The organism is Paenibacillus sp. JT31N7 (genome assembly GCF_059692095.1).
The window spans coordinates 788,845-808,196 of record NZ_JCAUAT010000002.1; the positions used below are offsets into that span (position 1 = coordinate 788,845).

Sequence of the window (19,352 nt, forward strand, 5' to 3'; positions counted from 1 at the left end):
TTATTGAGCCGCAGATTCAGCCGCAGACCGGGCAGGCCGTTCCCTCCTGTACAGAACCGGATTAAGCGGGCTGTCCGCACGCTCTCCCGGCTTTCGCCCCGGAAAGTACGTCTCCAGATGCTTCCGGCGTGCCTCGTTATCCTCCGGGTCGGCTATAACCGCATCCTCTGCTATATACGTGATCGTCAGGACTTCACGCATGGAGTCCGTAGGATTCGCCAGCGCGCTGTGAGGTGTCCATCCGGAATGAAACGTCGCGTGCCCCGCCTTCATTCCCTTATAATCCGTCTCCGGCAGCCCTCTGCGGACCGCATCCAGCAGAATGTTGCCGGAATGCTTCATCCGCTCGATCTCATGCGCACCGGAAATGAACCGCAGCGAGCCCATCTCGTCCGGGATATCGGTCAGAGGCAGCCAGAGGGTAATGAGCTTGTCCGGCTTGAATCGGAGCATGTACGCGCCATCCTGATGCCATGGCGTAGGGCCGCCTCCCGGCTCCTTGTAAAAAATCTGATCCAGGTACAGCCGCACCCCGTCCGCTTCCAGCAGATCGGCGGCCATCCGGGCGAATTTGCGGGCAAAGACGAATTTCTTCACGGCCTCGTCCCTCTGCCATAAATTAATCAGCTGGAGAAAAGCTTTGCCGAAATCGTCCCGTTCCTCCAGCGGCCGGTCTTCCTGCACGCAGGTCCGAACCAGCTCCCTCACCAGGGGGCGCAGGGCCGCCACGTCTTCTTCCGCGGCGACCCGTCCGGCATAAACATGACCCTTGCTGCGGTATTCTTCTATCTGTCCGGGAGACAGCTCGATCTCCTCGTGCAAATTTGCCGTGAAAAGAGAATCTTCCACCTGGTTTCCTCCTCTTAAAAAAGCCTGTGGTAAAGCAGGGGCGTCAGCGGGCCTTCGGCCGGCTGTCCCGCCCCGGTTCCGGCGAAGAGGCGTTTGAGGTGCGGGGCTCTGCCGGATTTGTCTTCGGGATCCAGGATTCTCGCCCCGTCTGCAAAATACGTCACCGTCATCACCTCGCGAGTGAAGGCCCCGCCGTTCCCCGGAGCGCTGTGCAGCAGACGCCCCGCATGAAACGTGGCGTCGCCGGTCCTCAGCGGTCCGTAGGTCTCTTCCGGGAGTCCCGCTCTTTTCGCTTCCAGCAGCGGATTTTTGGATGCTCCTCCCGGAAGAAGATGCGAGCCGGACAGGTAGGTCACCGGCCCGCCGGGCTCCGGCAGATCCACCAGGGGCATCCACATGGTGATGACCTGCGCGGGATCGAGCTCAAGCATATAAGCCTCGGTCTGATGCCAAGGCGTTATGCTCGCACCCGGCTCGATAAAGTTCGCCTGGTCCAGGTACAGCCGGACTCCCGTAACGCCCATGAGATCCGCCGCCAGCTTGGCGAACCGGCGCGCAAATACGAACTGCCGGACACGCGTGTCTTCCTCCCAGAGGTTCATATACAGCTGCTTATGCGGCCGGACGCTCCGGTCTCCCGCGTAGCCCTCCACCGCCGAGATGATATGCGGACGGTAGGCGCTGATTTCATGGATGAAGGCCGCCTGCCTGATGCAGACGTGCCCTTTCGCCCGGAACTGTGCAATCAGGCCCTCCGGCAGTGCGTAGCTGTCGCTTAGAGGCGGCAAGTCATCGTGAACGGCTCCGTTCATTCCGCATCCTCCTCCGCTTGATGAACCAGCTTGACCACATCCCGGTAGGGCCGGTAAAACAACAGCGGAAGCCGCCGTCCCTGCGCCTTGCCGCCCGGCTCCAAGCCTTGGAATAGGCTTTGAAGCTGCGGATTCCTGCCGGCGCTGTCCCCGGGATCCGTAATCCGGGCGTCTTCGGCAAACCAGGTCACAATGAGCATCTCTCTCGTGATGTCCGTATCGTTGCCGTAAGCGCCGTGAAGCGTCCAGCCGGTATGGAAGGAAGCATCGCCCGCCCGCATCGGACCGCACGGCTTCTCCGAGAGCCCCAGCCGCATGGCTGCGAGGAGCGGATTTTTGGCGCCCCGGAGCTTCTCGTGAAGATGCGAACCGGCAACGTAGGAGAGCGGCCCCCTTTCTCCCGGAATATCGGTTAGCTGCATCCACATCGAAATGACGGAATCGGGGTCCAGCTCAAGCATGAACTGATTGGCCTGGTGCAGAGGCATTGCGCCCGCCCCCGGTTTTTTAAAGAAAACCTGGTCGAAATACAGCCTGACTCCGTCCACACCAAGAAGATCCGCCGCAATCCGGGAAAATCTCCGGGCGAATACAAACGCCTTCACGGCGGCATCCTTCTCCCAGACATTCATCACCTGCAGCCTGAGCCCGTCGTCCAGCCGGGCGATCTCGCGCCGGCACGCTTCCCGGATCCCGCCGATATCTTCCTCCGAGGCCAACTGTCTCAGGAGCAGATGCCCGTCCCTGCGGAACCCGTCGATGTCCTCCCGCGACACGCTCAATTCCTGCTCCAGCGCATCAAAACCATGCGTGTTCTCCATCTTATCCCTTCCTTTCCGTCTGGCCGCCGGACTCTGCAAACCGGTCGAATACGAGCGGCGTCCAAGGGCTGACGGCTGTATCTCCGGGCTTCATTCCGGGGAAAATCCGTCTCAGGTGATAGGCCCTCGCCTCGGTATCCGGTTCAACGATTTGCAGGTTGTCCGCAACGTAAATAATCGTGGCGACCTCCCTCACGATGGAGGTCCGGTTGGCCGCCGCATAATGCAGGGTCAAGCCCGAATGGAAGGTCGCGTCTCCGGCGGGCATCGCCCCGTAGTGCACCTCGGCCAGCCCTTTCCGGTAAGCCTGCAGAAGCAGATTCGTATGCTTATCGGAAGGCAGCTCGTGCGAGCCCGACATAAAACGCATCGATCCGAGCTCCGCCGGCAGATCGACAAGCGGCATCCACATGGTCATCGTCATGTCCGGGTCCATCTGCAGCATGTAGGGACTATCCTGGTGCCAGGGAATCGCTCCTCCTCCCGGCTCCAGAAAAATAGCCGAATCGTGGTACAGCCGCAGTCTGTCCACGCCCATCAAGTCGGCGGCGATTTGGGCAAAACGGCGGGCGAAGGTGAAGGTTCTCACCTTGGAACTTCTCTCCCACATGTTCATCACGGTCGGAAAGGCCCGTTCCACTCCGTAAAACTCCCGTTCGTCCGGCGGATAGGAATCGGCCGTGAAAGAAGGGTAAATTTCCGTAACCGCCCGGCGGTAAGTTTTTACTTCCTCGGCCGAACAGACTTTTTCCAGGTAAGCATGCCCGTCCCTGCGATAGCGGCTAATCTGCTCGCCGGTAAGAGTGTACTCCCTGTCCAGTCCGGCTGCCGCACTCCGGTCATCCCCGATCATTTTCACTCACGCTCCTTCGTTTCATTCAGCTCCGGTGTCCTCGGACTCTACTCTCCGGTTTCCCGCTCTCCGCTTTCCCGGCCCTCCGCTCCGGACCAGATCGCTCCGGAAGCCGACCGGCTTTTCGCGATAAGCTCGCGCCTGTTTTTAATTTCCTCCAGGGAGAGGCTCTCCTTATTCAAACCGGTAAACTGCTCTTCTACAGACAGCCAGACTGTCGTTTCATGCTGTTTGCCGCTGCGGCTGAACCTTACCGATACGGGCCCCTTTTTACCGGAATAAGACGAGATGACACGGACAAAATCGCCGTAGGTCGCCGTTCCCCGTCCCCCGATGTCGAGGATGACATCGTTTGCGCGGAGCCCCGCTTTCTGTGCGGGACTGTTCGGGAATACTTCCAGCAAATAATTTCCGCCCCCCGCGGATACTCCCGTTTCCCGGCTCTGTTCCTTGTTCACCGTGCAGTTGGTTACGCCGAGCCGCGGATAACTGAATAATTCCGTCCGCAGATCCAGGCCTAGTTCCAGCACCGACTTCAAATTCATCAAAGACCGCCGCCAGCCCATTTCCAGACACTCGCGCAGCCACTGCCCGTACGTGTCGTCGGCAAATCCCTGCACCTGCAGACTCAATTTGACAAACCCGTCCAATGCTTCAAGGTCAAAAGCCGTGTTCACGTAGAACGTCTCCGCTTTTCCGTCGGGTGCCAGGGATTGATAAGCGTCCGACAGGACGAAACGGTGGTTAGGTACGCTTTCCACAACGACAGACTGGTTCTCGATGTCGCCGTAATTAAGCGTGTAGACATCTCCCGCCTGCGGCAGGGAGGGATCGCCCGTTGTCGAGGAGGAGTAGGTGAGATACGTATTAGTTCCTCCCGTCGTGGCGATCGACCGCCATACTTGCTCCGGGGTAGCTTCCAGATAGGTGACATTCCGTGTACGGTCCGTTGGACATTCAATCATGACTTTGGCCTCCAGATAAAAGTGAAATGACGGCTTCCGCCTGCATGCCGATTTTCTTGACCAGACTCGGGAAAGTCGCCAGCATCTTCAGCGCGCCGGCCGACGTTTCCGTAAAGGGGTCGCCTGCAATATCCAGCGTGGCCAGCGAATGCCGATACTGCGGATAAATCCGGTCGTTGCGCTGCTCTTCATAGCTACGCATCGCTTCTTCCCACTCTTTCTCCCCCGTGAAAAAAGCATGCAGCTCTTCCGCCAGGATTTCCGCCGTGCATACGGCATTGTCGATTCCGACGCCGGCTACCGGGTGCAGAAAAGCCCCGGCATCCCCCGCCAGCGCCCATCCGCAGCCGTAAGCTTTACGGATAAAGCTTTTACCCGGGGGAATTCCTCGGACGCTTCCTTCCATTCCGCTCTCCGCCAATCTCGGCGCCAGGGTACGGATTTCCAGCAGCCTTTCCATGAATTCCCCTCGTCCCGGGCGGGTCATCCGCTCCTGTTCCTCGGGGGGATACATGATGGCTGCGCAGTGCATCAAGCCGTCGATCGGATTGCACAGGACGACGGACGAACCCTTCCAGTACCATTCGACCGCCGGAACGGGCAGCCGATGCACACCGGACAAATATGCGTAAGCAACCCCGTGCAGCGGCCGTTCCGTTTCTGTCTCCAGAGGAGCCTGCACCCCTTTGGCTACCGCCGAATATCGGCCGTCCGCACCGATTACGGCTTTTCCGGCGAAACGCTGAAGCCGACCGTCCTTCCTCCGGCATTCGATGCCTGCAGCTCGTCCGTTCTCCAGTAAAATCTTCGTCACTCTGGTGTTAAGCCGCACTTCAACGTGCCGGTGCCGGGCTGCGCTTTGCAGAAGCAGAGGGTCCAGCAGCTCTCTGCGGAGTCCCAGGGCCCTTTTCGTTACCGTAATATCCGATTCGAAAACAGTCCCTTCCAAATCCACCCGCATCCGCGTTAAGGAAGGCGCTCCGGCGGACTCCATTTTCCCGAGAATTCCGAGCCTCTCGTACACGTCGCTCTCGCCCAGGATGTGAGTTGAAGTTGTCGCGTTCGGGTACGGAAATTGATCGACCAGCAGAACCGAGTGTCCGCGCCTGCCCAGAAAGGAAGCGAGCGAAGCTCCGGCGCATCTCGCGCCCACGATAATCACGTCGTACATCGCATTCTCCTTCTCGTACGGCAATTTTCAAGTAAGAAAGAGGGGCCCGTGTTAATGACCCCTCCCGTGACCGCTCGATTAGTTAGATTGCAGGCATCCGTATACGGTTCCCACTTGATTGTCTTCGCTGTCAAACAGCGGAGTGACACTGTCCGAATAGAACGTGGCGTTTTTCGGAGGCAGGCCTTTCAGGGTGCCTTTCATGTGAATCGCCTGCTTGTTGTGGAATTCGCCTTCCGGAGTTTCGATCACCCAGTACAGCCAAGACTCGCCTTGAACGCCGTCCGCCATTTTTTTGTTGAACGGGATTGTGGCTTGGGCTTTCATGGCAGCGCCTTGACCGTGCAGACCACCGCGGACGCGGATGGTTTGTCCCGGCCAGATCACGCTCGAAGTCGCGACAAGATCGACGTTTTTAATGCCCAGTTCTACATTGATGCCCGATTTCAGGCTGAATTCGGAATCGTTGACGGTGAACTCGGTCGGCGCTACCTGAGTGAATTGAAGCTCTTCGGAACGTCCGTCCAGCAACTCCAGGTACGTTTTACTGTTGGAGTTCTCCAGTGTCATGGTCACTTGCTTGGCATTCTTTTTGAACGATGCGGTTTTCATGCTTTTGCCTCCTTGAGTGGCTGTTTTTTTGTTTCCCCGGGGTACTTTTACTATCTCATATCCCCCAGCCGGTTACTCTGCTTTTGACCATGACCTCTTCGTCTTCTGTTGGCGTACGTTCCGTCCGGTTCACCCTTTGCTGTCCAGGCATTTCCGAATTAGGTTCCGGATCGTCTCCACACTGGTAAAATTCTCGAGAAGAATCTCCTCGTCTTCGATCACGATGTTGAAAGCTTCCTCCAGCAAAACCACAAGCCGGATAAAACTCATGGAGTCGATTCCCGTTTCGAGAAGTTTGGTGGTCGGCTCAATCTCGATCTGCTGGGGCAAAATCTGTTTCACATGTTCAATAATCACAGCTTCCATGGCTGTTTGGTCCATGCTTACACCTCGACGATTCAGATTTTCATTTCAAATGGGACAGCGTGAGAAACTCCATCAGCATGGCGGAAGCCCGTTTTTCAAGCTCGTACAGGGTCTGAAAGTTGTCCGCAAGCTGATGCAGGTATACGGATGCTTTCGTCCGTTGGTATTTGATGCTCGTCCACTTGGCCCGGTCCATCTCCGTTTTGGCCTTGATATACAAATTTTTCAGCAGGTCGAGCTGACTGGAATCCGTCCCCGCCTGAAGATAAACAATCCTTTGCAGCATCAGGCTTTTGTGGAGAATCATTTTGTGAACGATAATGTTCCAGTAAATGAATTCCTTTGCCTGAAGAGGCCTTCCCTCCGCAAGCTGCCGGAAATAAACGGACAGAACCTCGTTGACGTGATGGCCCATCGCAAACGTCTCATCCAGCGAACCGTTCCCCCGAACCCTGCCCCTCTCCAGGGCAAAGTACATGTTCCGGGTATCGGGACGGGACGGGAGCGCATCTTTGAGCCGGATAACCGACGCGGGAAACCCGTAGAAAGCAAACCAGCGCTGGGCATGCATATCTTCATCGGCCAATCTGGCCATTTCCCGGCCGAACAGGCCGTAGGGAACCTCCGAGCTTCCGTATCCTTTGCCGTTCACGTCGAAGGCGAGAAAGTGAAAAACCCCGCGCTCATCGTCGAAGCCGTACACGAGCGCTTCATGAAACATATCCTGCTTGTTGTAATAGCGGGAGCAGGGGATATTTCTCCAGTTAAAATACACGATCATATAGCGGCCTTCGCCCAGCGTTTTCCGTGCCGTCTCCACCCAATCCTCACAGCGGACAAGAGGCGTTTCCTCGAGAACTTCCGAGTAGACGTCGAGATGCTCTTCAAAGCGGACGACAGGAAACAGATCGGCCCCCGTCGATTTGAGGGTCAGGTTCATAAAATGACTGTGGTACCAGGGCAGCGTCCGGTCATGCGCAAGCAGAAGGCTCAGCCGGATGTTGTGATAGCATTCGGTCTCGAAACCCGGCGACTCCACGACAGGAAGAAAGTGTCTCGTATCCATCTTTACAGGTGCTCCCTGATGAGCTGCGGCCAGGTTCCGGCTTTATATCCGTGCGTTTCGGCCAAAGCCTGTACCCAGCGGTCCACCCCGAAGGCCGCGCAGCCCGAATGAAGGGGAGCGGCTTCCACGGCTTCCACAGTCTCACCGGCCTCACCGGCTTCGCTGGCTTCTCCCGCTTCCCCGGTTATGCCGAACGCTTTGCAAAGCACGTCGCCGCATACATTGAAAGACGCGACCGCATAATCGCTTGCGCTCTCTCCGCCAGGTGCAAAACTCAGCTCGAATTTCGATTCCGCAGCGAGCTGGAACAGCCGGCGGTCCGTATCCTCGGGCAGGAAGAAGGGATCCGACGCTGTCTCCACATATCCCTCCAGCCCCAATTGTTCAAAAAGGCGCCACGTGTCCTCCAGCAGCTTCAGCCGCATATCCCTTACCTCCTGCGCCCCGCCGATGTACACGATCTCGAACATCCCGAACTCACGCAGCCGGGAATCGTCTATCCGGCTGGCGTGCTCGTGTCTGAAGCACGGTCCGTAAGCGGAGTAGAGCGCGAGGTTCGGGCCGGATGAAACCGCCCCCGCCGCCCCCGTACCGCTTCCGCTCGCCGCAGGGCTGCCGCTTCGCTTCCCGCTCCGTTCCTCGTACACGTGGTAACAGATGCAGGGCTGCAGGTACATGCCGCTCGGCTGCAAAAGCTTATGCAGCGGTGCGTTGTCCTCGAGCCGGGAACGAATCTCCTGCATCGTATCGAATTGATGCCGGAATTCCCCTACGGCATAAACATTCTGCGGGAAATTCCGGATATATCCGCTCTTCTGCAGGACGGATTCTGGCATCATCGCCGGGTATCTGCGGAGAGCCGCCCCGTACGTATGCGCACGGCTCCGCAGAAGCTTCACAAGCGCCTGCTCCAGTAAAACATGAGCCTCCTTGGCGCTTTCACTATCCCGTTCCCGGGAGGATGACGCTCCGGTCCCCGTTTTCGCGCGACCGGCTGCCTGCCCGTCCCTGCGGTTATCTTTCAGCTTCCGGTAGGGAAGCTTCCGGCGGCCGGACAAGGAAGCGCACAAGGCTTCCAGCCGGCCGGCCACCTCTTCTTCGTCCGCACCGTCGTACTCGATCGTCAAAGCCCGTTCATCCCAGCTGACGTTCGTAATGCGATCGGACAGATAATAGATTTTTTCCATAAGCTGAATCAGATCTCCGGCCTGCTCCACCTTTTCGAGCGGTACTCGAATGAGCATCCTGTCACCTTCTTTCTCCACGCCTCTTTCTACCTCCACCCGGCAAAATAATCCGCTTCCTGAATGGAAAACACCGATTCCTGGCCTTCGGTAATTTTCGTATCCGTATTGATCCTTCTGCGCACTCTGGCGCCCGTTTTATCCATCAGATTGTTAAAATTAAGCGCAAGCTTCTCCACGCTCACCCCGGTAAAATGAACGAGCAGCGACCTGCGGAAGCGGTGTCTGGACAAGTTGTCGGAAGAGCCGTGGACAACATTCCCGTTGAAAAAAATAACATCCCCCGGATTCGTGGCCACCTCCGCCATCTCCGCCGTTTCGTAAGCCTTGAGCCACTGGCCTTCATCGGAAAAATACCGGCGGACGTCGGAAGTGTCGCCTTCGGGTACCTGCAGGTCCAACGAGTGGGTACCGGGCACGAAAGTCATGCCCCCGTTGCCCTCATCGGAAAAATCCAGCGAAATCCATGCGGCATAAGTCGTTCCCGGCGATACGCCGAAAGCGTAATTATCCTGATGCAGGGGAAGACCTCTCGTCGAAGGAGATTTGAAATAATAGCTGGTCGAAATAATGAGCGCCTCTTCACCGATGAGCTGCTCCAGATAAGCGAACAACTGGGGTTTGAGAGTTAACCGCTTAATGATTTCATTCTTCCGGTGGTAATCCCGGAGACGTGGATACAGACTTTCGAGCGGACGGTTTCCGTTCTGGATAATTTGCCCGGAAGCCGTGAGCTGCACCCAATGCAGTTCAAACTGACGGATTAATTCGCTGACTTCCTCCGGTGTATACACATCGCTCAGGACGAGATAGCCCTCGCTTGCGAACGTGGTAAGCTTGTCTTCCGGCAGCTTCTCATGCATCGGTCACTCCCCCTTTCTGCCCAAGTTGGCGCCCGCGTTCATCCGCTTGCGCACCCGCTGGCCTTCTTTGTTCATCAGATAATTGAAATTAAGCGTCGTCTTCTCGGCACCGGCCCCGGCGAAATGACTGATAATCGAATGACGGAAAAGAACCTCGCTCGCATTGTCCGCCGAATCGTGGACCAAATTTCCGTGATAAATCACGACATCCCCCGGCTCTGTCCGCAGCTCGATAAGTTCATGTTCTTCGGGAACGGTCAGCGTCTGAACATAGCCGCCGAAGGTATCCTCGGCCGTTGTGTACACTTTCTCCGGAACCTGGAGGTCCAGCGCATGGGTCTTCCTTACAATCCTCATGCCTCCGTTGGACACATCCGCCGGATCGAGGCCCGCCCATATCGCATAACAGGTGCCCGGCAGAACGCCGATCCCGTAGTTATCCTGGTGAAACGGCATGCCCGCCGAACCCGGAGGCTTGAAATAAAAGTTTGTCGATACCAGAAGGGCTTCTTCCCCGGCCAGTTCTTCCAGGGCGGCTATCGCCTTCTCTTTAAAAACAAATTCGCGCACAGGGGCATGATCTTTATGCAGATCCTTCATGCGCGGGAACAGGCTCGTTAACGGCTTCTCCGGGTCCTGTACGATTTTCTTGTCGAGAATCGAATCGAGCCAAGCCCTGTGGTACTCCTCCTTCAAAACGTTCACTTCTTCCGGCGAATACACGCCTTTAAGCACCAGATAGCCTTCCTCGGCAAAAAATTGTTTCTCCTGCACGCTTAACGAGTACGCAGTCATAAACAGCCTCCTTCGAATGTATTGAATGACTAGGCTTCAGGATCGCGAATTCCACGTTCTCCCGGCCTCGCCCGGTGCAGCTGAACCTCCCGGATCAGCCGGCGGGCCTGCTTCGGATCGGTGATGTCATACCGGGAAATCCCGCCTCTTTCGATCCGTTCCATATAAAATTTCAGGATCTCCAGGGGAATTCGATGAGGATTGTGCCTCAGCAACGCATCCTCTCTCTCTTCGGGACTCATCGGGCTGAAATTAATTTTCCGCGGAAAAGGGGCGGCCCCCGCCCGGGTTTGATAGCTGCCGTGGTTAACCAGCTGAAGGCGCCTGCCGTTGATATACGCCACTTCAATGCCTTTCATCAGAGCGAAATGCAGCGCTTCCCCGACTTCCTGGATGATCGGTTCTCCTCTGTCGTTCAGGGAAGTATTGCACAGGACGGGAACACCGGTCGCTTCTTTAAAAGCGCGGAGCAGCCTGTACAAATTCCGGGTGGGGGGAACGTCATCCACCGTCTGCACCCTTGCCGTGCCGTCCAGATGAGTGACGGCCGGAATAAGCTCCCGCTTTCCCGCCTTTACGCGGAAAGTGTGCAGCATATAGGGCGAAGGGCAGCCTTCCTCGAACCACTCCCCTACCTCACCGGCAAGAATAACGGGCGCGACCGGGCGCCACCATTCTCTTTGCTTGACGGCATTTAGCGCATCCTTCGCCGCCGGCGTCCTCGGATCCCCGAGAAGAGAACGGGCGCCAAGCGCTCTGGGCCCCATTTCCGCCGGTCCGTCGAACCACACGACAGGCGCGTGGCACAGGTCTTGCGCCGCCCGGCTTTCTTCCAGCGGGGTCACGCCGCCGATGTAATCGGTGAAGGTGCCGGACTGAAGGACTTCCTCCAGCGAGCACCCGGCTGCGCCATGGTAGGCATGACCGAGCCTGAACCGGATGCGCGCCGGGAACATTTTACGGTAAAACGCATACAGGCCCATGCCGAGCGACAGGCCCGAATCGTTCACGCAGGGCGGCGCGATCATGCCTTTAAACCGGTACTTGCGCATGAGATGGCTGTTCGTCGGGCAATTCAGCGCATAACCACCCGCCAGAGCGAGATAGGTCTCTTCCGGATTGACGCCGTATGATTCGAGAATATTTTCCACATTCCGCTCCATTATGGCGATCGATGCCGCCTGCACCTGCTTCATCACGGCGGAAATCTTGTTCTCCCTCTCCGTGAAGCGGGGATCGAAGCCCGTACAAGCGGGGTCTGTCTGCGAGTCCCTTTCCCAAAGCTGGTCCGCAGCTTCGATGAGAGGCCGTAAATAATCGTGCTCCCAGATGTTGAAATTCCGGTTATAGGCCGGCGGAAGCTCCAGAGAAACCGGCTTCACGGTGCTTTCGGAAGCATAGGCAAGCGCCATCAGCGTGCCTTCTCTCAGGTTGTAATACGTGCTGGACCAATCCCACAGCGGACCGGGGGATTGCACCGGAAACAGTTCCAGCTCTCCCCTGCGCACCAGACAGCCGGCAAAAAACGGCTTGCTCCCCGCCTCCCTGTCCACCACGTCATCCGGGATGCCGTCGACGGCCAGCCCGAGTACGTTCCCTTCATAGAACAGCCGGCTGTCCGCCATTACGGCCGAGAACAGATGAGAGATGCTGTGGTAGGACAAGTCCGGGTAATCGTCCAAGGAGTGGTAATCCGAACACGTAGCCAGACCGGGCGTTCCCCATACTTCCGTCATGTCTTCGAAGGACAGGCCGAGCGCGCCGAGCAATTCGTTGACGACGCCTACGGCATGCTCACGGCTGTAGAAAGACTGCCTGTGCTGCTTATGCCCCGTAAATCTCTCCAGCTCCCAATAGCGGATCAGCCGGATATCTTCGCCCTCCTTGCGGAACAGGGCCATATTGGGGTCGTGCCGGATACAAGTCCCCGTCAAATAATCCAGGGGGCCGATATGAAAATAGGTTGAAAGATAATAACCGTCCTGCATGCTTTCACCTCGCCACATGAACTTATTTCCATTCTAACAACGCCGTGGAACGGACAATCTGAACTTCTTGCTCGTTAATCGGACAATCTTTCCCGTTTCGTTTTTACAGCGTCAACCGGACAAGAAAACCTGAGGCCCGGAACGGACCGAATTCTATAATAGAAAAAAAGTAAACGCGCACAAGGAGGTATTCAGTTGGAATCCGAATCCGCAAGCAAAGTCCTGCCGGATTTATCGTCCGGCTATACGCTGACCCCGGAGCAGATCCGTTATTTCAGAGACAACGGGCATATTTATTTGAAGCAGGTTCTCACCCCCGGGGAAATTCTGGCCTACCGGCCCCGCATTCTGGAAGCCATCCGGGATTATAGGACCAATACGATCCCCTCCTCGGGTCCGGACGATGCCGGCACGGTCAATTTGCGTCTCCGCCACCCGGATGTCGGGCGCTTCGCCGCTTCCCGCCGGCTTGCCAAAATCGCCGCCGACCTGATGGGCGTGGAAGGCGTCCGGATTTACCGGGACTCCGCCTTCTTCAAACAGCCCGGTGCGGCCGCAACGCCCATGCACCAGGATAACAACTACATGCTGCTCGACACGGACCGTTCCATTACAGCCTGGATTCCTCTCCGGGAGGTTACCGCTTCCATGGGTTCGCTTCACTTTATTTCGCGATCCCATACGCTCGACAATCGCGGAAAAACCGCTAAGCAGAATCTGAAAGCGGCGTATAGACTCGGGCTGGAGGAGATGACTTACGGTGGAATCGGACTTGGAGACGTGACCTTTCACGCGGGCTGGACGCTTCACAATGCTCCGCCCAACGAAACGCAGGATACGCGCGAAGCCATGACGATGATGTATTACGAGGATGGAGCCGTGATCGTCAACCCGTTCGAGTCCGATCCTACCGGACACCTCAACCAATACTTCGGGGGACAGAAGACGGGCGAGACGGCGGACACCCCCTATAACCCGCTCGTGTATAAAAAAGACAGCTAAGAGGCGGTCCCCAAAGTCATACGATGATTCTTTTCAACGACCGCCTTTAACCCGGATCCGGAATTCAAAAAGAAGCTTCCAAGCCCGCTGCGCGATGCGGGCTTGGAAGCTTCTTTGTTCTGGTTTCGGGACTTCTTCTTCGGAGCTGCCTGTCGGGAGAAGCCCCGAAGGAGAAGTCCCGTCGGGAGAAGCTCCTTGACGGAGGAGAACAACCGTTTCAGACGATACCCCGGGCGATTTTTCCGTACAGCTCTTCAATCCCTTCTTTCAGCGAATACGAAGCTTTCCAGCCCAGCATCCCGCTGATCTTATCCGTATTGATCCGGTAAGACCTCGAATCGGCGGGCCCCTCCCGTCTGATCTCGACCGGAATCGGCAGTACGGCCGCAACAAGTTCGGCCAGATCCCGGATCCGGATGTTCTGCCCGCCGGAGCCGATGTTGAATATCTGGGCGGACACCTTCTCCGCAGGAGCTTCCAGCAGACGGCAGACGGCCCCGACGGCATCCTTCAGATGGACGAACGGCCTCCACTGCCCGCCCCCGCCCTGGAGAGTGATCGTCCCGGTCCGCCACGCCTCCCGGACCATCGCGTTGACGGCGAGGTCGAATCTCATTCGCGGAGAGTAGCCGTAAAGGATGGCCGGACGCGCTACGGTGACATCAAACCCTTCCCTGCCGAGAAGAAGAATATCCCGCTCCGATTGGCAGGCCGCTTTGGCATAAGTCGTCAGCGGGTTAGGGACCGCCGTCTCATCCGCTCCGCCCGGGTCGTCCCGGAATCCGTATACGCCGCAGGTGGACATGAACAGATACCGCCCGGCTCCCGCTTCCCTGGATCTCTTCGCGGTCCGGTAACGCGTAAACTGGTTGATGTCGAGCGTCTCGTGCGGAGTCATTTCCCCCCGGCGGTCATGGGAGATGGCAGCCAGATCGATCACGGCATCTATGCCTTCAAGTCCTTCGCCGCCCCATGTTCGGGTGTCCGCATAAATCCGGCTTACGCCGGAATGAATAAAATGCCTGTCCTGGCCCCGGGCATACTTGTCCAGAGCCCGGACTTCATACCCCCGCTTGGCCAGCTCGGGCACAAGGGCGCACCCGATATACCCTCCTGCTCCGGTAACAAGGACTTTGCGCACGGATGTCCTCATAGAGAGCTCCCACAGATGCGTTCGGCCGCTTTCCGGCTCATTCCCTGACCGGTCAGCTTTTTTAAAGCCTCTTCCTTCACATGTTCCGGAGATATGCCCAGCCGTTTGATATCCCGTTCCAGCATTCTGCGGTAAACGGAGTAAGATTTGGGCAGACGCCGTTCGAATTGGCTGACTATGGTATGGTCCAGCAGCAGAACTCTTTCATAGATTTCGTTGTACCGGGCCCGTTCTTCTCCGTTGACCACTTCATAGCCGGGGTCCGCAAAAGAACGGTAGTAAGAAACGGAGCCGATATGCACGATTTCGTCCGACAAAGCGGTCTCGTCTTCATCCAGACCCCTTACGCGATGAATGGGATAGCCTCGGGAATGTGCCAGGAGCTGGTACAGAACCAGGGTGTCCAGATGGCGGCTGACGAATCCGTCCTTCTTCATGATTTGGGCGGGAAATACCGGCGTCCCGTCCCCGTTTTCCGGAAGGATTCGGGCCAGTGCACTTTTATGCGCTTCGTCCAGCACGTGGAACGTATCGTACCTTTTAAAAGAGGAAGAGACGGGCGGCGCATCGAGCAGAAACGGACGCGGCGACCACGGCAAACTCCCGCCGTCCAGTTCCCGGATAACCTTCCGGTTAAGAAACAGGAAGAACGTCCGAAGAATTCGAAAATCAAAACGTGCCGGGGGAACCGCTCTTTTTCCGTACTCATACGACCACACGCAGTTCATCGAGGCCGAACGCGGTACGCGGGCCATCTCGTCAAACAGCCGGTCATTCAAAACGAAGCAGTCGATATCCAGCCATCCGAAGTCCTCCCTGTTTACGGCCGCCAGGTAATGCCAGACGATCCCCTCGTCCACTTTTTCCCCGAAATAAAAGAAAGGGCGCCGGATCTCTTGCCGGACCCATATTTGCTCTTCTTCGGTAAGCCCCGCCCCGATTAAGACGACCGGAACCGAGGCCGGAACGAATTCAAGCGATTTGACCGCCCAGTGAAGAAGTCCTGTCGTGAAGAACAGATAATACACGCCGTTCTTGTCGGGAATGCTTTCGTAAAAACGGCGGAACTCTTGCAGCAGCTTGTCGTCCAAATGCTTCACGGCTTTACCTCCCCTTCCGTTCTTTTCCGCTTATACAGCTTGTTCCCCATCAGGAGAACATCCAACTCCGCTTTCAGGAAGCAGCGGACGGCCTCCGCCGGAGTCTCCACCACCGGCTCTCCATCGAGATTGAACGAGGTGTTAAGGAGCAGGGAGCAGCCGGTTATGCGCTTGTATTCCGCCAGAAGTGCGGCCATTTCCGCATTTAATCCGGGAGAGATGGCATGCAGCTGCGCCGTTCCTTCCACCGTCAGGCCCGCCCGGTTTGCCTTGTCCGCAAGGTCTGACGGGTTTGCCGGGTTTGTCGGGTTTGTCGGGCTTGCCGGGTCTGCCGGGTCTGCCGGGTCTGCCCGGACACTCCCCGGATCGCAAAGCTTGCCGGATGCGGCCGCCCCGGATGCATACGCTTGAAATCGGCCTTCTCCCTCCGGCGGGACCGCCTTGTCGGCATCCTCTTCCAGCCGAATGCAGCCGAAGGGGCGGAAAGCTTCCCGCTTTTTGGCCGAGTTCAGCCGCGAAATGTTCCCGGGAAACCGGGTATCCGCAAGGATGCTCCTGTTTCCCAGCGCCGTGGGTCCGAACTCCGCGCCTCCCCGGAAGACGGCGACCAGATTCCCTTCGGAAAGCAGCCGGGCCGCCTGTCCGTTGACATTTTCGGCCTTCACTTCCTCCAGGAAATCCTCGGCCTTGCGCACGGCGGCTTCCATAGCTTCCGCCGGATACGGCTTCCCCAGGTAAGGGGATGCCGGGACAAGCGCCTCTCTCCGGTGTCCGCCCAGCACATGATGCCCGTACAGCGCGCTGCCCGCAGCCGCTCCGGCATCGCCTGCAGCCGGCGGCAGATACAGCCGCTTGAAGGGAGTCTCCCGCAGCAGCCTGTTTACGGCCGCATGATTCAGAAATACGCTGCCGGCCAGGCACAGGTTGTCCGAGCCCGTCCGCTTATGCAAATACCGGCACGCATGGATCAATATCCGCTCCAGATGAACCTGCACGGCATAAGCCGCATCCGCCTTCGCCCGGAACAGCGCGCTGCCGGTTTCCGCCCGGCCGAGCTCCGCACGGATAAGACTCCGGAGCTCGCCCAGCTGTCCGAGAGTCTGGCTGAAACCGCCCTCGTCATCCAGGGAGTAGAAGGCTTGGAACGTCTCCACCAGCCGGTCGGTTCCATACGCGGAGACGGCCAGCGTCTTATCGTCGTACATCGGCCCGAATCCGATCTCTTCCGTCACGGCCAAATAAAAGAGGCCGGCGGAGTTGGACACGTTGCGGAAATCGTCGCTTTCCCGGCCCGTCACCTTACGGATTTCCCGGATTTCCGTACCTTCGGCCGCATAGTAAGTAACGGTCTCCACAATCTTGTTCTCCCGGTCCAGGTAACTGCCCCGGCCATCGGCCACCAGTACCGCCGCATCGGCGTAGGGAGACGGATAGAACGCGCTCGCCGCATGAGCGAGATGATGATTCATCAGCCGGATTCCCGGAACATACCGGGCGTAATACCGGCTTTCGATATTGTCCGCGCCAATGATCAGATCGACTTCTTTTTCGGTCACGCCCGCATAATCCAGACAGTACCGGGCCGCTTTGCAGCGGAAGGTCGAAGCATCGACGAAAGCCTGTTTGGAGCGGGACAGCCGCTCTTCCTCGATCGCGCAAACGACTTTCCCGTTATGCAGCAGACAAGCGGAAAAATCGTGGATGGAGCCTCCCAATCCCAGTATGAGCATCGTTATTCACGCCTTTACGCCAGTTTAGATCGTGCGGAACAATTTCTTATGCCGCTGCACCAGCCGGACCTCCCTGCACAGCCGCTCGGCATCTTCCCGGCTGCGGATGTCGTAAATACCTGCCGGTTCCTGCTCGTTGGGGTCCCGGTAATGGTAAAGCACGTCGCGGGGAACGTCCCACGGGTTCAGCTCCTTCCACGCCGCCTCCTTTTCCCGGTCGCTCAGGGCGTCCATCGGGATCCGGCGGGGATACGGGCCTTCATGGGCTTGGGCATAGCCGGCATGATTCCGCAGCCGGATGCGCATCCCGTTGATATAAGCCACCGGTATGCCTTTGCGGAGGGCGAAATTGAGCGCCTCATGGATCGTGTTGACGATCGGCTCGCCCCGGTCGTTCAGCGACGTGTTGCAAACAACGGGGACGCCGGTCTGCTTGCGGAATTCGCCGATGACCCCGTACAGCCGGGGATTCTCCAGACGGCCGATGCTCTGCACACGGGCGCTGCCGTCCAGATGCAGCACCCCCGGAATGAGAGGGGCCTTGTCCGGCCTCGCCTTGAACGTATGCAGCATAAACCGCGACGGATAATCCGTCTCGAACCATTCGGCCGTCTCCTCCTCCAGAATGATCGGCGCTACCGGCCTCCACCACTCCCGCTGCTTGACCTCGTTCACCATGCGCTTAGATACTTCCGTCCGCGGATCTCCCAGAAGAGAGCGGTGCCCCAGCGCGCGGGGGCCGATCTCCGACTCGCCGTCGAACCACAGAATGAGGCCCCGCTGAATATCTTGCGCCGCCTGTTGGTCGGTCATCGGCCCGGCCCGCTCGATAAACGGGGCATAAGCTTCGCTCGCCAGAATGTCCGGAAGGGAAAAGTCGGATTCCCCGAAATAGGCGTGAGCCAGCTGAAAATCGAAGGCTTCTCCCCGGAGCTTTTTGTGGAAAGCATAAAGCCCCATCCCGAGCGAAAGCCCCGAATCCCCGACGCAAGGAGGCGCGATAAATCCGGCAAACCCGTATTTATTCATCAGGTGTCTGTTCGTCGGACAGTTCAGAGCGAAGCCGCCCGCCAGCGCCAGATAAGTTTCCGACGGATCGATGGAGTACGCCTGCAGGCTGCGGTCGATATTGGCATCCATGACCTCCATCGAAACCTGCTGGATGATTTTCATGATCATGCTGATTTTGTTCTCCCGCCGGGAGAAACGGGGATCGAATCCGTTGAACAACCGGCCGGCATCCTCGTCGGTCAACTGCTCGACCCGGTTGACGAGGTCACGGATGCAGGTCGATTCCCACATGTCGTGCCGCCCGTCGAGCACGGGAAAGCCGTCCGTCCTCTCCCGGTAAATTTCGCTCGTGCTTGCCGAAGCGAGCGCCATGAGCGTGCCCTCCCGCATCCGGAAATAAAACTTGGCCCAGCCCCAGAGCATTCCCGGCGATTCTGCCGGAAACAGGTTAACCCGGCCTTCGTTTATATAGCCTCCGGTGAAGAAATATTTCTCCGTCCGTTCCCTCGTGTCCACGACCCCGTCGGGACCGCCGTCAACGGCAAAACCGAGAATGCGCTTGTTGTAAAACAGCTCCGAATCCGCCATAACCGCAGAGAACAGATGGGAAATACTGTGATAAGAAAGATCCCGGTATTCCTGAACACTGTGATAATCATCCGTCGTCTGCAAGCCGGGAGTTCCCCATATTTCCACCATGTCCCGGAGGGACAGGCCGAGCGGCCGCAAAAGCTCGCTCAGAACATGCCTCGCCTGCTCCGCACTATAGAAGGAGACGTAATGTTCCTTAATTCCCGTCACCCGCTCCAGCTCCCACAGCCGGATCAGCTTCACCGTCCTGCCGCTCTTCTGAAACAAGGCCGCGTTCTGGTCGTGACGGATGATCGTTCCCAGCAAATGATCCAGGGGATCAATGTGCAAATAAGCGGACAAATAATAGCCGTCCCGCAT

At 57.7% G+C, this 19,352-nt stretch carries 18 protein-coding genes; 1 reads left to right on the forward strand and 17 read right to left on the reverse strand.

Features of this window, described 5'->3' with window-relative positions; translation table 11 throughout:
- The 13 genes from AC58P5_RS13870 to AC58P5_RS13930 form a co-directional block, all read right to left on the reverse strand.
- Nucleotides 1-849 (reverse strand): phytanoyl-CoA dioxygenase family protein, encoded by an 849-nt coding sequence (locus AC58P5_RS13870; protein ID WP_497387343.1) that lies wholly within the window; start codon nucleotides 847-849, stop codon nucleotides 1-3.
- A 14-nt stretch (nucleotides 850-863) separates the two neighbouring features.
- Nucleotides 864-1,661 carry a phytanoyl-CoA dioxygenase family protein gene (locus AC58P5_RS13875; RefSeq protein WP_497387345.1) on the reverse strand — a complete coding sequence of 266 codons (798 nt, stop codon included), beginning with the start codon at nucleotides 1,659-1,661 and terminating at the stop codon, nucleotides 864-866.
- Nucleotides 1,658-2,482 (reverse strand): phytanoyl-CoA dioxygenase family protein, encoded by an 825-nt coding sequence (locus AC58P5_RS13880; RefSeq protein ID WP_497387347.1) that lies wholly within the window; start codon nucleotides 2,480-2,482, stop codon nucleotides 1,658-1,660. Before AC58P5_RS13880 ends, AC58P5_RS13875 begins: the two co-directional genes overlap by 4 nt.
- Nucleotide 2,483: 1 nt before the next feature.
- Nucleotides 2,484-3,335, reverse strand: coding sequence for a phytanoyl-CoA dioxygenase family protein (locus AC58P5_RS13885; RefSeq protein ID WP_497387349.1), 852 nt, complete (start codon nucleotides 3,333-3,335; stop codon nucleotides 2,484-2,486).
- A gap of 47 nt (nucleotides 3,336-3,382) precedes the next feature.
- On the reverse strand, nucleotides 3,383-4,300 hold the full coding sequence (locus tag AC58P5_RS13890) for an SRPBCC family protein (RefSeq protein ID WP_497387351.1): 918 nt from the start codon (nucleotides 4,298-4,300) through the stop codon (nucleotides 3,383-3,385).
- Nucleotides 4,293-5,471, reverse strand: coding sequence for an NAD(P)/FAD-dependent oxidoreductase (locus AC58P5_RS13895; RefSeq protein ID WP_497387353.1), 1,179 nt, complete (start codon nucleotides 5,469-5,471; stop codon nucleotides 4,293-4,295). The genes AC58P5_RS13890 and AC58P5_RS13895 overlap by 8 nt, the downstream gene beginning before the upstream one ends.
- 78 nt (nucleotides 5,472-5,549) lie before the next feature.
- Nucleotides 5,550-6,083 carry a hypothetical protein gene (locus AC58P5_RS13900; RefSeq protein ID WP_497387355.1) on the reverse strand — a complete coding sequence of 178 codons (534 nt, stop codon included), beginning with the start codon at nucleotides 6,081-6,083 and terminating at the stop codon, nucleotides 5,550-5,552.
- 129 nt (nucleotides 6,084-6,212) lie between these two features.
- A complete protein-coding gene (locus AC58P5_RS13905) occupies nucleotides 6,213-6,464 on the reverse strand; it encodes an acyl carrier protein (protein ID WP_217559673.1) in 252 nt (83 codons plus the stop codon).
- A 25-nt stretch (nucleotides 6,465-6,489) separates the two neighbouring features.
- Complete coding sequence (locus AC58P5_RS13910) at nucleotides 6,490-7,515, reverse strand: hypothetical protein (protein WP_497387357.1); 1,026 nt, start codon at nucleotides 7,513-7,515, stop codon at nucleotides 6,490-6,492.
- Between the two features lie 2 nt (nucleotides 7,516-7,517).
- Nucleotides 7,518-8,759 (reverse strand): class-II aminoacyl-tRNA synthetase family protein, encoded by a 1,242-nt coding sequence (locus AC58P5_RS13915; protein WP_497387359.1) that lies wholly within the window; start codon nucleotides 8,757-8,759, stop codon nucleotides 7,518-7,520.
- A 29-nt stretch (nucleotides 8,760-8,788) separates the two neighbouring features.
- Entirely contained in the window at nucleotides 8,789-9,622 is an 834-nt protein-coding gene (locus tag AC58P5_RS13920) for a phytanoyl-CoA dioxygenase family protein (RefSeq protein WP_497387361.1), read from the reverse strand.
- 3 nt (nucleotides 9,623-9,625) lie between these two features.
- Entirely contained in the window at nucleotides 9,626-10,417 is a 792-nt protein-coding gene (locus AC58P5_RS13925) for a phytanoyl-CoA dioxygenase family protein (protein WP_497387363.1), read from the reverse strand.
- A gap of 29 nt (nucleotides 10,418-10,446) precedes the next feature.
- The gene (locus AC58P5_RS13930; RefSeq protein ID WP_497387365.1) at nucleotides 10,447-12,423 is read right to left on the reverse strand and encodes a carbamoyltransferase C-terminal domain-containing protein; all 1,977 of its coding nucleotides are present in this window, start codon (nucleotides 12,421-12,423) and stop codon (nucleotides 10,447-10,449) included.
- A 177-nt stretch (nucleotides 12,424-12,600) separates the two neighbouring features.
- Between AC58P5_RS13930 and AC58P5_RS13935 the strand changes: the two genes are divergently transcribed.
- Nucleotides 12,601-13,407, forward strand: coding sequence for a phytanoyl-CoA dioxygenase family protein (locus tag AC58P5_RS13935; protein WP_497387367.1), 807 nt, complete (start codon nucleotides 12,601-12,603; stop codon nucleotides 13,405-13,407).
- 217 nt (nucleotides 13,408-13,624) lie between these two features.
- On the opposite strand, the gene AC58P5_RS13940 is transcribed toward AC58P5_RS13935, so the two are convergent.
- The 4 genes from AC58P5_RS13940 to AC58P5_RS13955 are packed head-to-tail and all read right to left on the reverse strand — an operon-like array spanning nucleotide 13,625 to nucleotide 19,352.
- Nucleotides 13,625-14,560 (reverse strand): NAD-dependent epimerase/dehydratase family protein, encoded by a 936-nt coding sequence (locus tag AC58P5_RS13940; protein WP_497387369.1) that lies wholly within the window; start codon nucleotides 14,558-14,560, stop codon nucleotides 13,625-13,627.
- Nucleotides 14,557-15,660, reverse strand: a complete 1,104-nt coding sequence (locus AC58P5_RS13945; RefSeq protein ID WP_497387371.1) for a hypothetical protein — start codon at nucleotides 15,658-15,660, stop codon at nucleotides 14,557-14,559. Before AC58P5_RS13945 ends, AC58P5_RS13940 begins: the two co-directional genes overlap by 4 nt.
- On the reverse strand, nucleotides 15,657-17,390 hold the full coding sequence (locus AC58P5_RS13950; protein ID WP_497387373.1) for a carbamoyltransferase C-terminal domain-containing protein: 1,734 nt from the start codon (nucleotides 17,388-17,390) through the stop codon (nucleotides 15,657-15,659). The genes AC58P5_RS13945 and AC58P5_RS13950 overlap by 4 nt, the downstream gene beginning before the upstream one ends.
- A gap of 24 nt (nucleotides 17,391-17,414) precedes the next feature.
- Complete coding sequence (locus AC58P5_RS13955) at nucleotides 17,415-19,352, reverse strand: carbamoyltransferase C-terminal domain-containing protein (RefSeq protein ID WP_497387375.1); 1,938 nt, start codon at nucleotides 19,350-19,352, stop codon at nucleotides 17,415-17,417.

Bases quoted from the DNA above. Each gene is read 5' to 3' on its own strand.
- AC58P5_RS13875 (WP_497387345.1), bottom strand. From the start codon at position 1,661: ATGAACGGAGCCGTTCACGATGACTTGCCGCCTCTAAGCGACAGCTAC.
- AC58P5_RS13880 (WP_497387347.1), bottom strand. From the start codon at position 2,482: ATGGAGAACACGCATGGTTTTGATGCGCTGGAGCAGGAATTGAGCGTG.
- AC58P5_RS13885 (WP_497387349.1), bottom strand. From the start codon at position 3,335: ATGATCGGGGATGACCGGAGTGCGGCAGCCGGACTGGACAGGGAGTAC.
- AC58P5_RS13890 (WP_497387351.1), bottom strand. From the start codon at position 4,300: ATGATTGAATGTCCAACGGACCGTACACGGAATGTCACCTATCTGGAA.
- AC58P5_RS13895 (WP_497387353.1), bottom strand. From the start codon at position 5,471: ATGTACGACGTGATTATCGTGGGCGCGAGATGCGCCGGAGCTTCGCTC.
- AC58P5_RS13900 (WP_497387355.1), bottom strand. From the start codon at position 6,083: ATGAAAACCGCATCGTTCAAAAAGAATGCCAAGCAAGTGACCATGACA.
- AC58P5_RS13905 (WP_217559673.1), bottom strand. From the start codon at position 6,464: ATGGACCAAACAGCCATGGAAGCTGTGATTATTGAACATGTGAAACAG.
- AC58P5_RS13910 (WP_497387357.1), bottom strand. From the start codon at position 7,515: ATGGATACGAGACACTTTCTTCCTGTCGTGGAGTCGCCGGGTTTCGAG.
- AC58P5_RS13915 (WP_497387359.1), bottom strand. From the start codon at position 8,759: ATGCTCATTCGAGTACCGCTCGAAAAGGTGGAGCAGGCCGGAGATCTG.
- AC58P5_RS13920 (WP_497387361.1), bottom strand. From the start codon at position 9,622: ATGCATGAGAAGCTGCCGGAAGACAAGCTTACCACGTTCGCAAGCGAG.
- AC58P5_RS13925 (WP_497387363.1), bottom strand. From the start codon at position 10,417: ATGACTGCGTACTCGTTAAGCGTGCAGGAGAAACAATTTTTTGCCGAG.
- AC58P5_RS13930 (WP_497387365.1), bottom strand. From the start codon at position 12,423: ATGTGGCGAGGTGAAAGCATGCAGGACGGTTATTATCTTTCAACCTAT.
- AC58P5_RS13940 (WP_497387369.1), bottom strand. From the start codon at position 14,560: ATGAGGACATCCGTGCGCAAAGTCCTTGTTACCGGAGCAGGAGGGTAT.
- AC58P5_RS13950 (WP_497387373.1), bottom strand. From the start codon at position 17,390: ATGCTCATACTGGGATTGGGAGGCTCCATCCACGATTTTTCCGCTTGT.
- AC58P5_RS13955 (WP_497387375.1), bottom strand. From the start codon at position 19,352: ATGCGGGACGGCTATTATTTGTCCGCTTATTTGCACATTGATCCCCTG.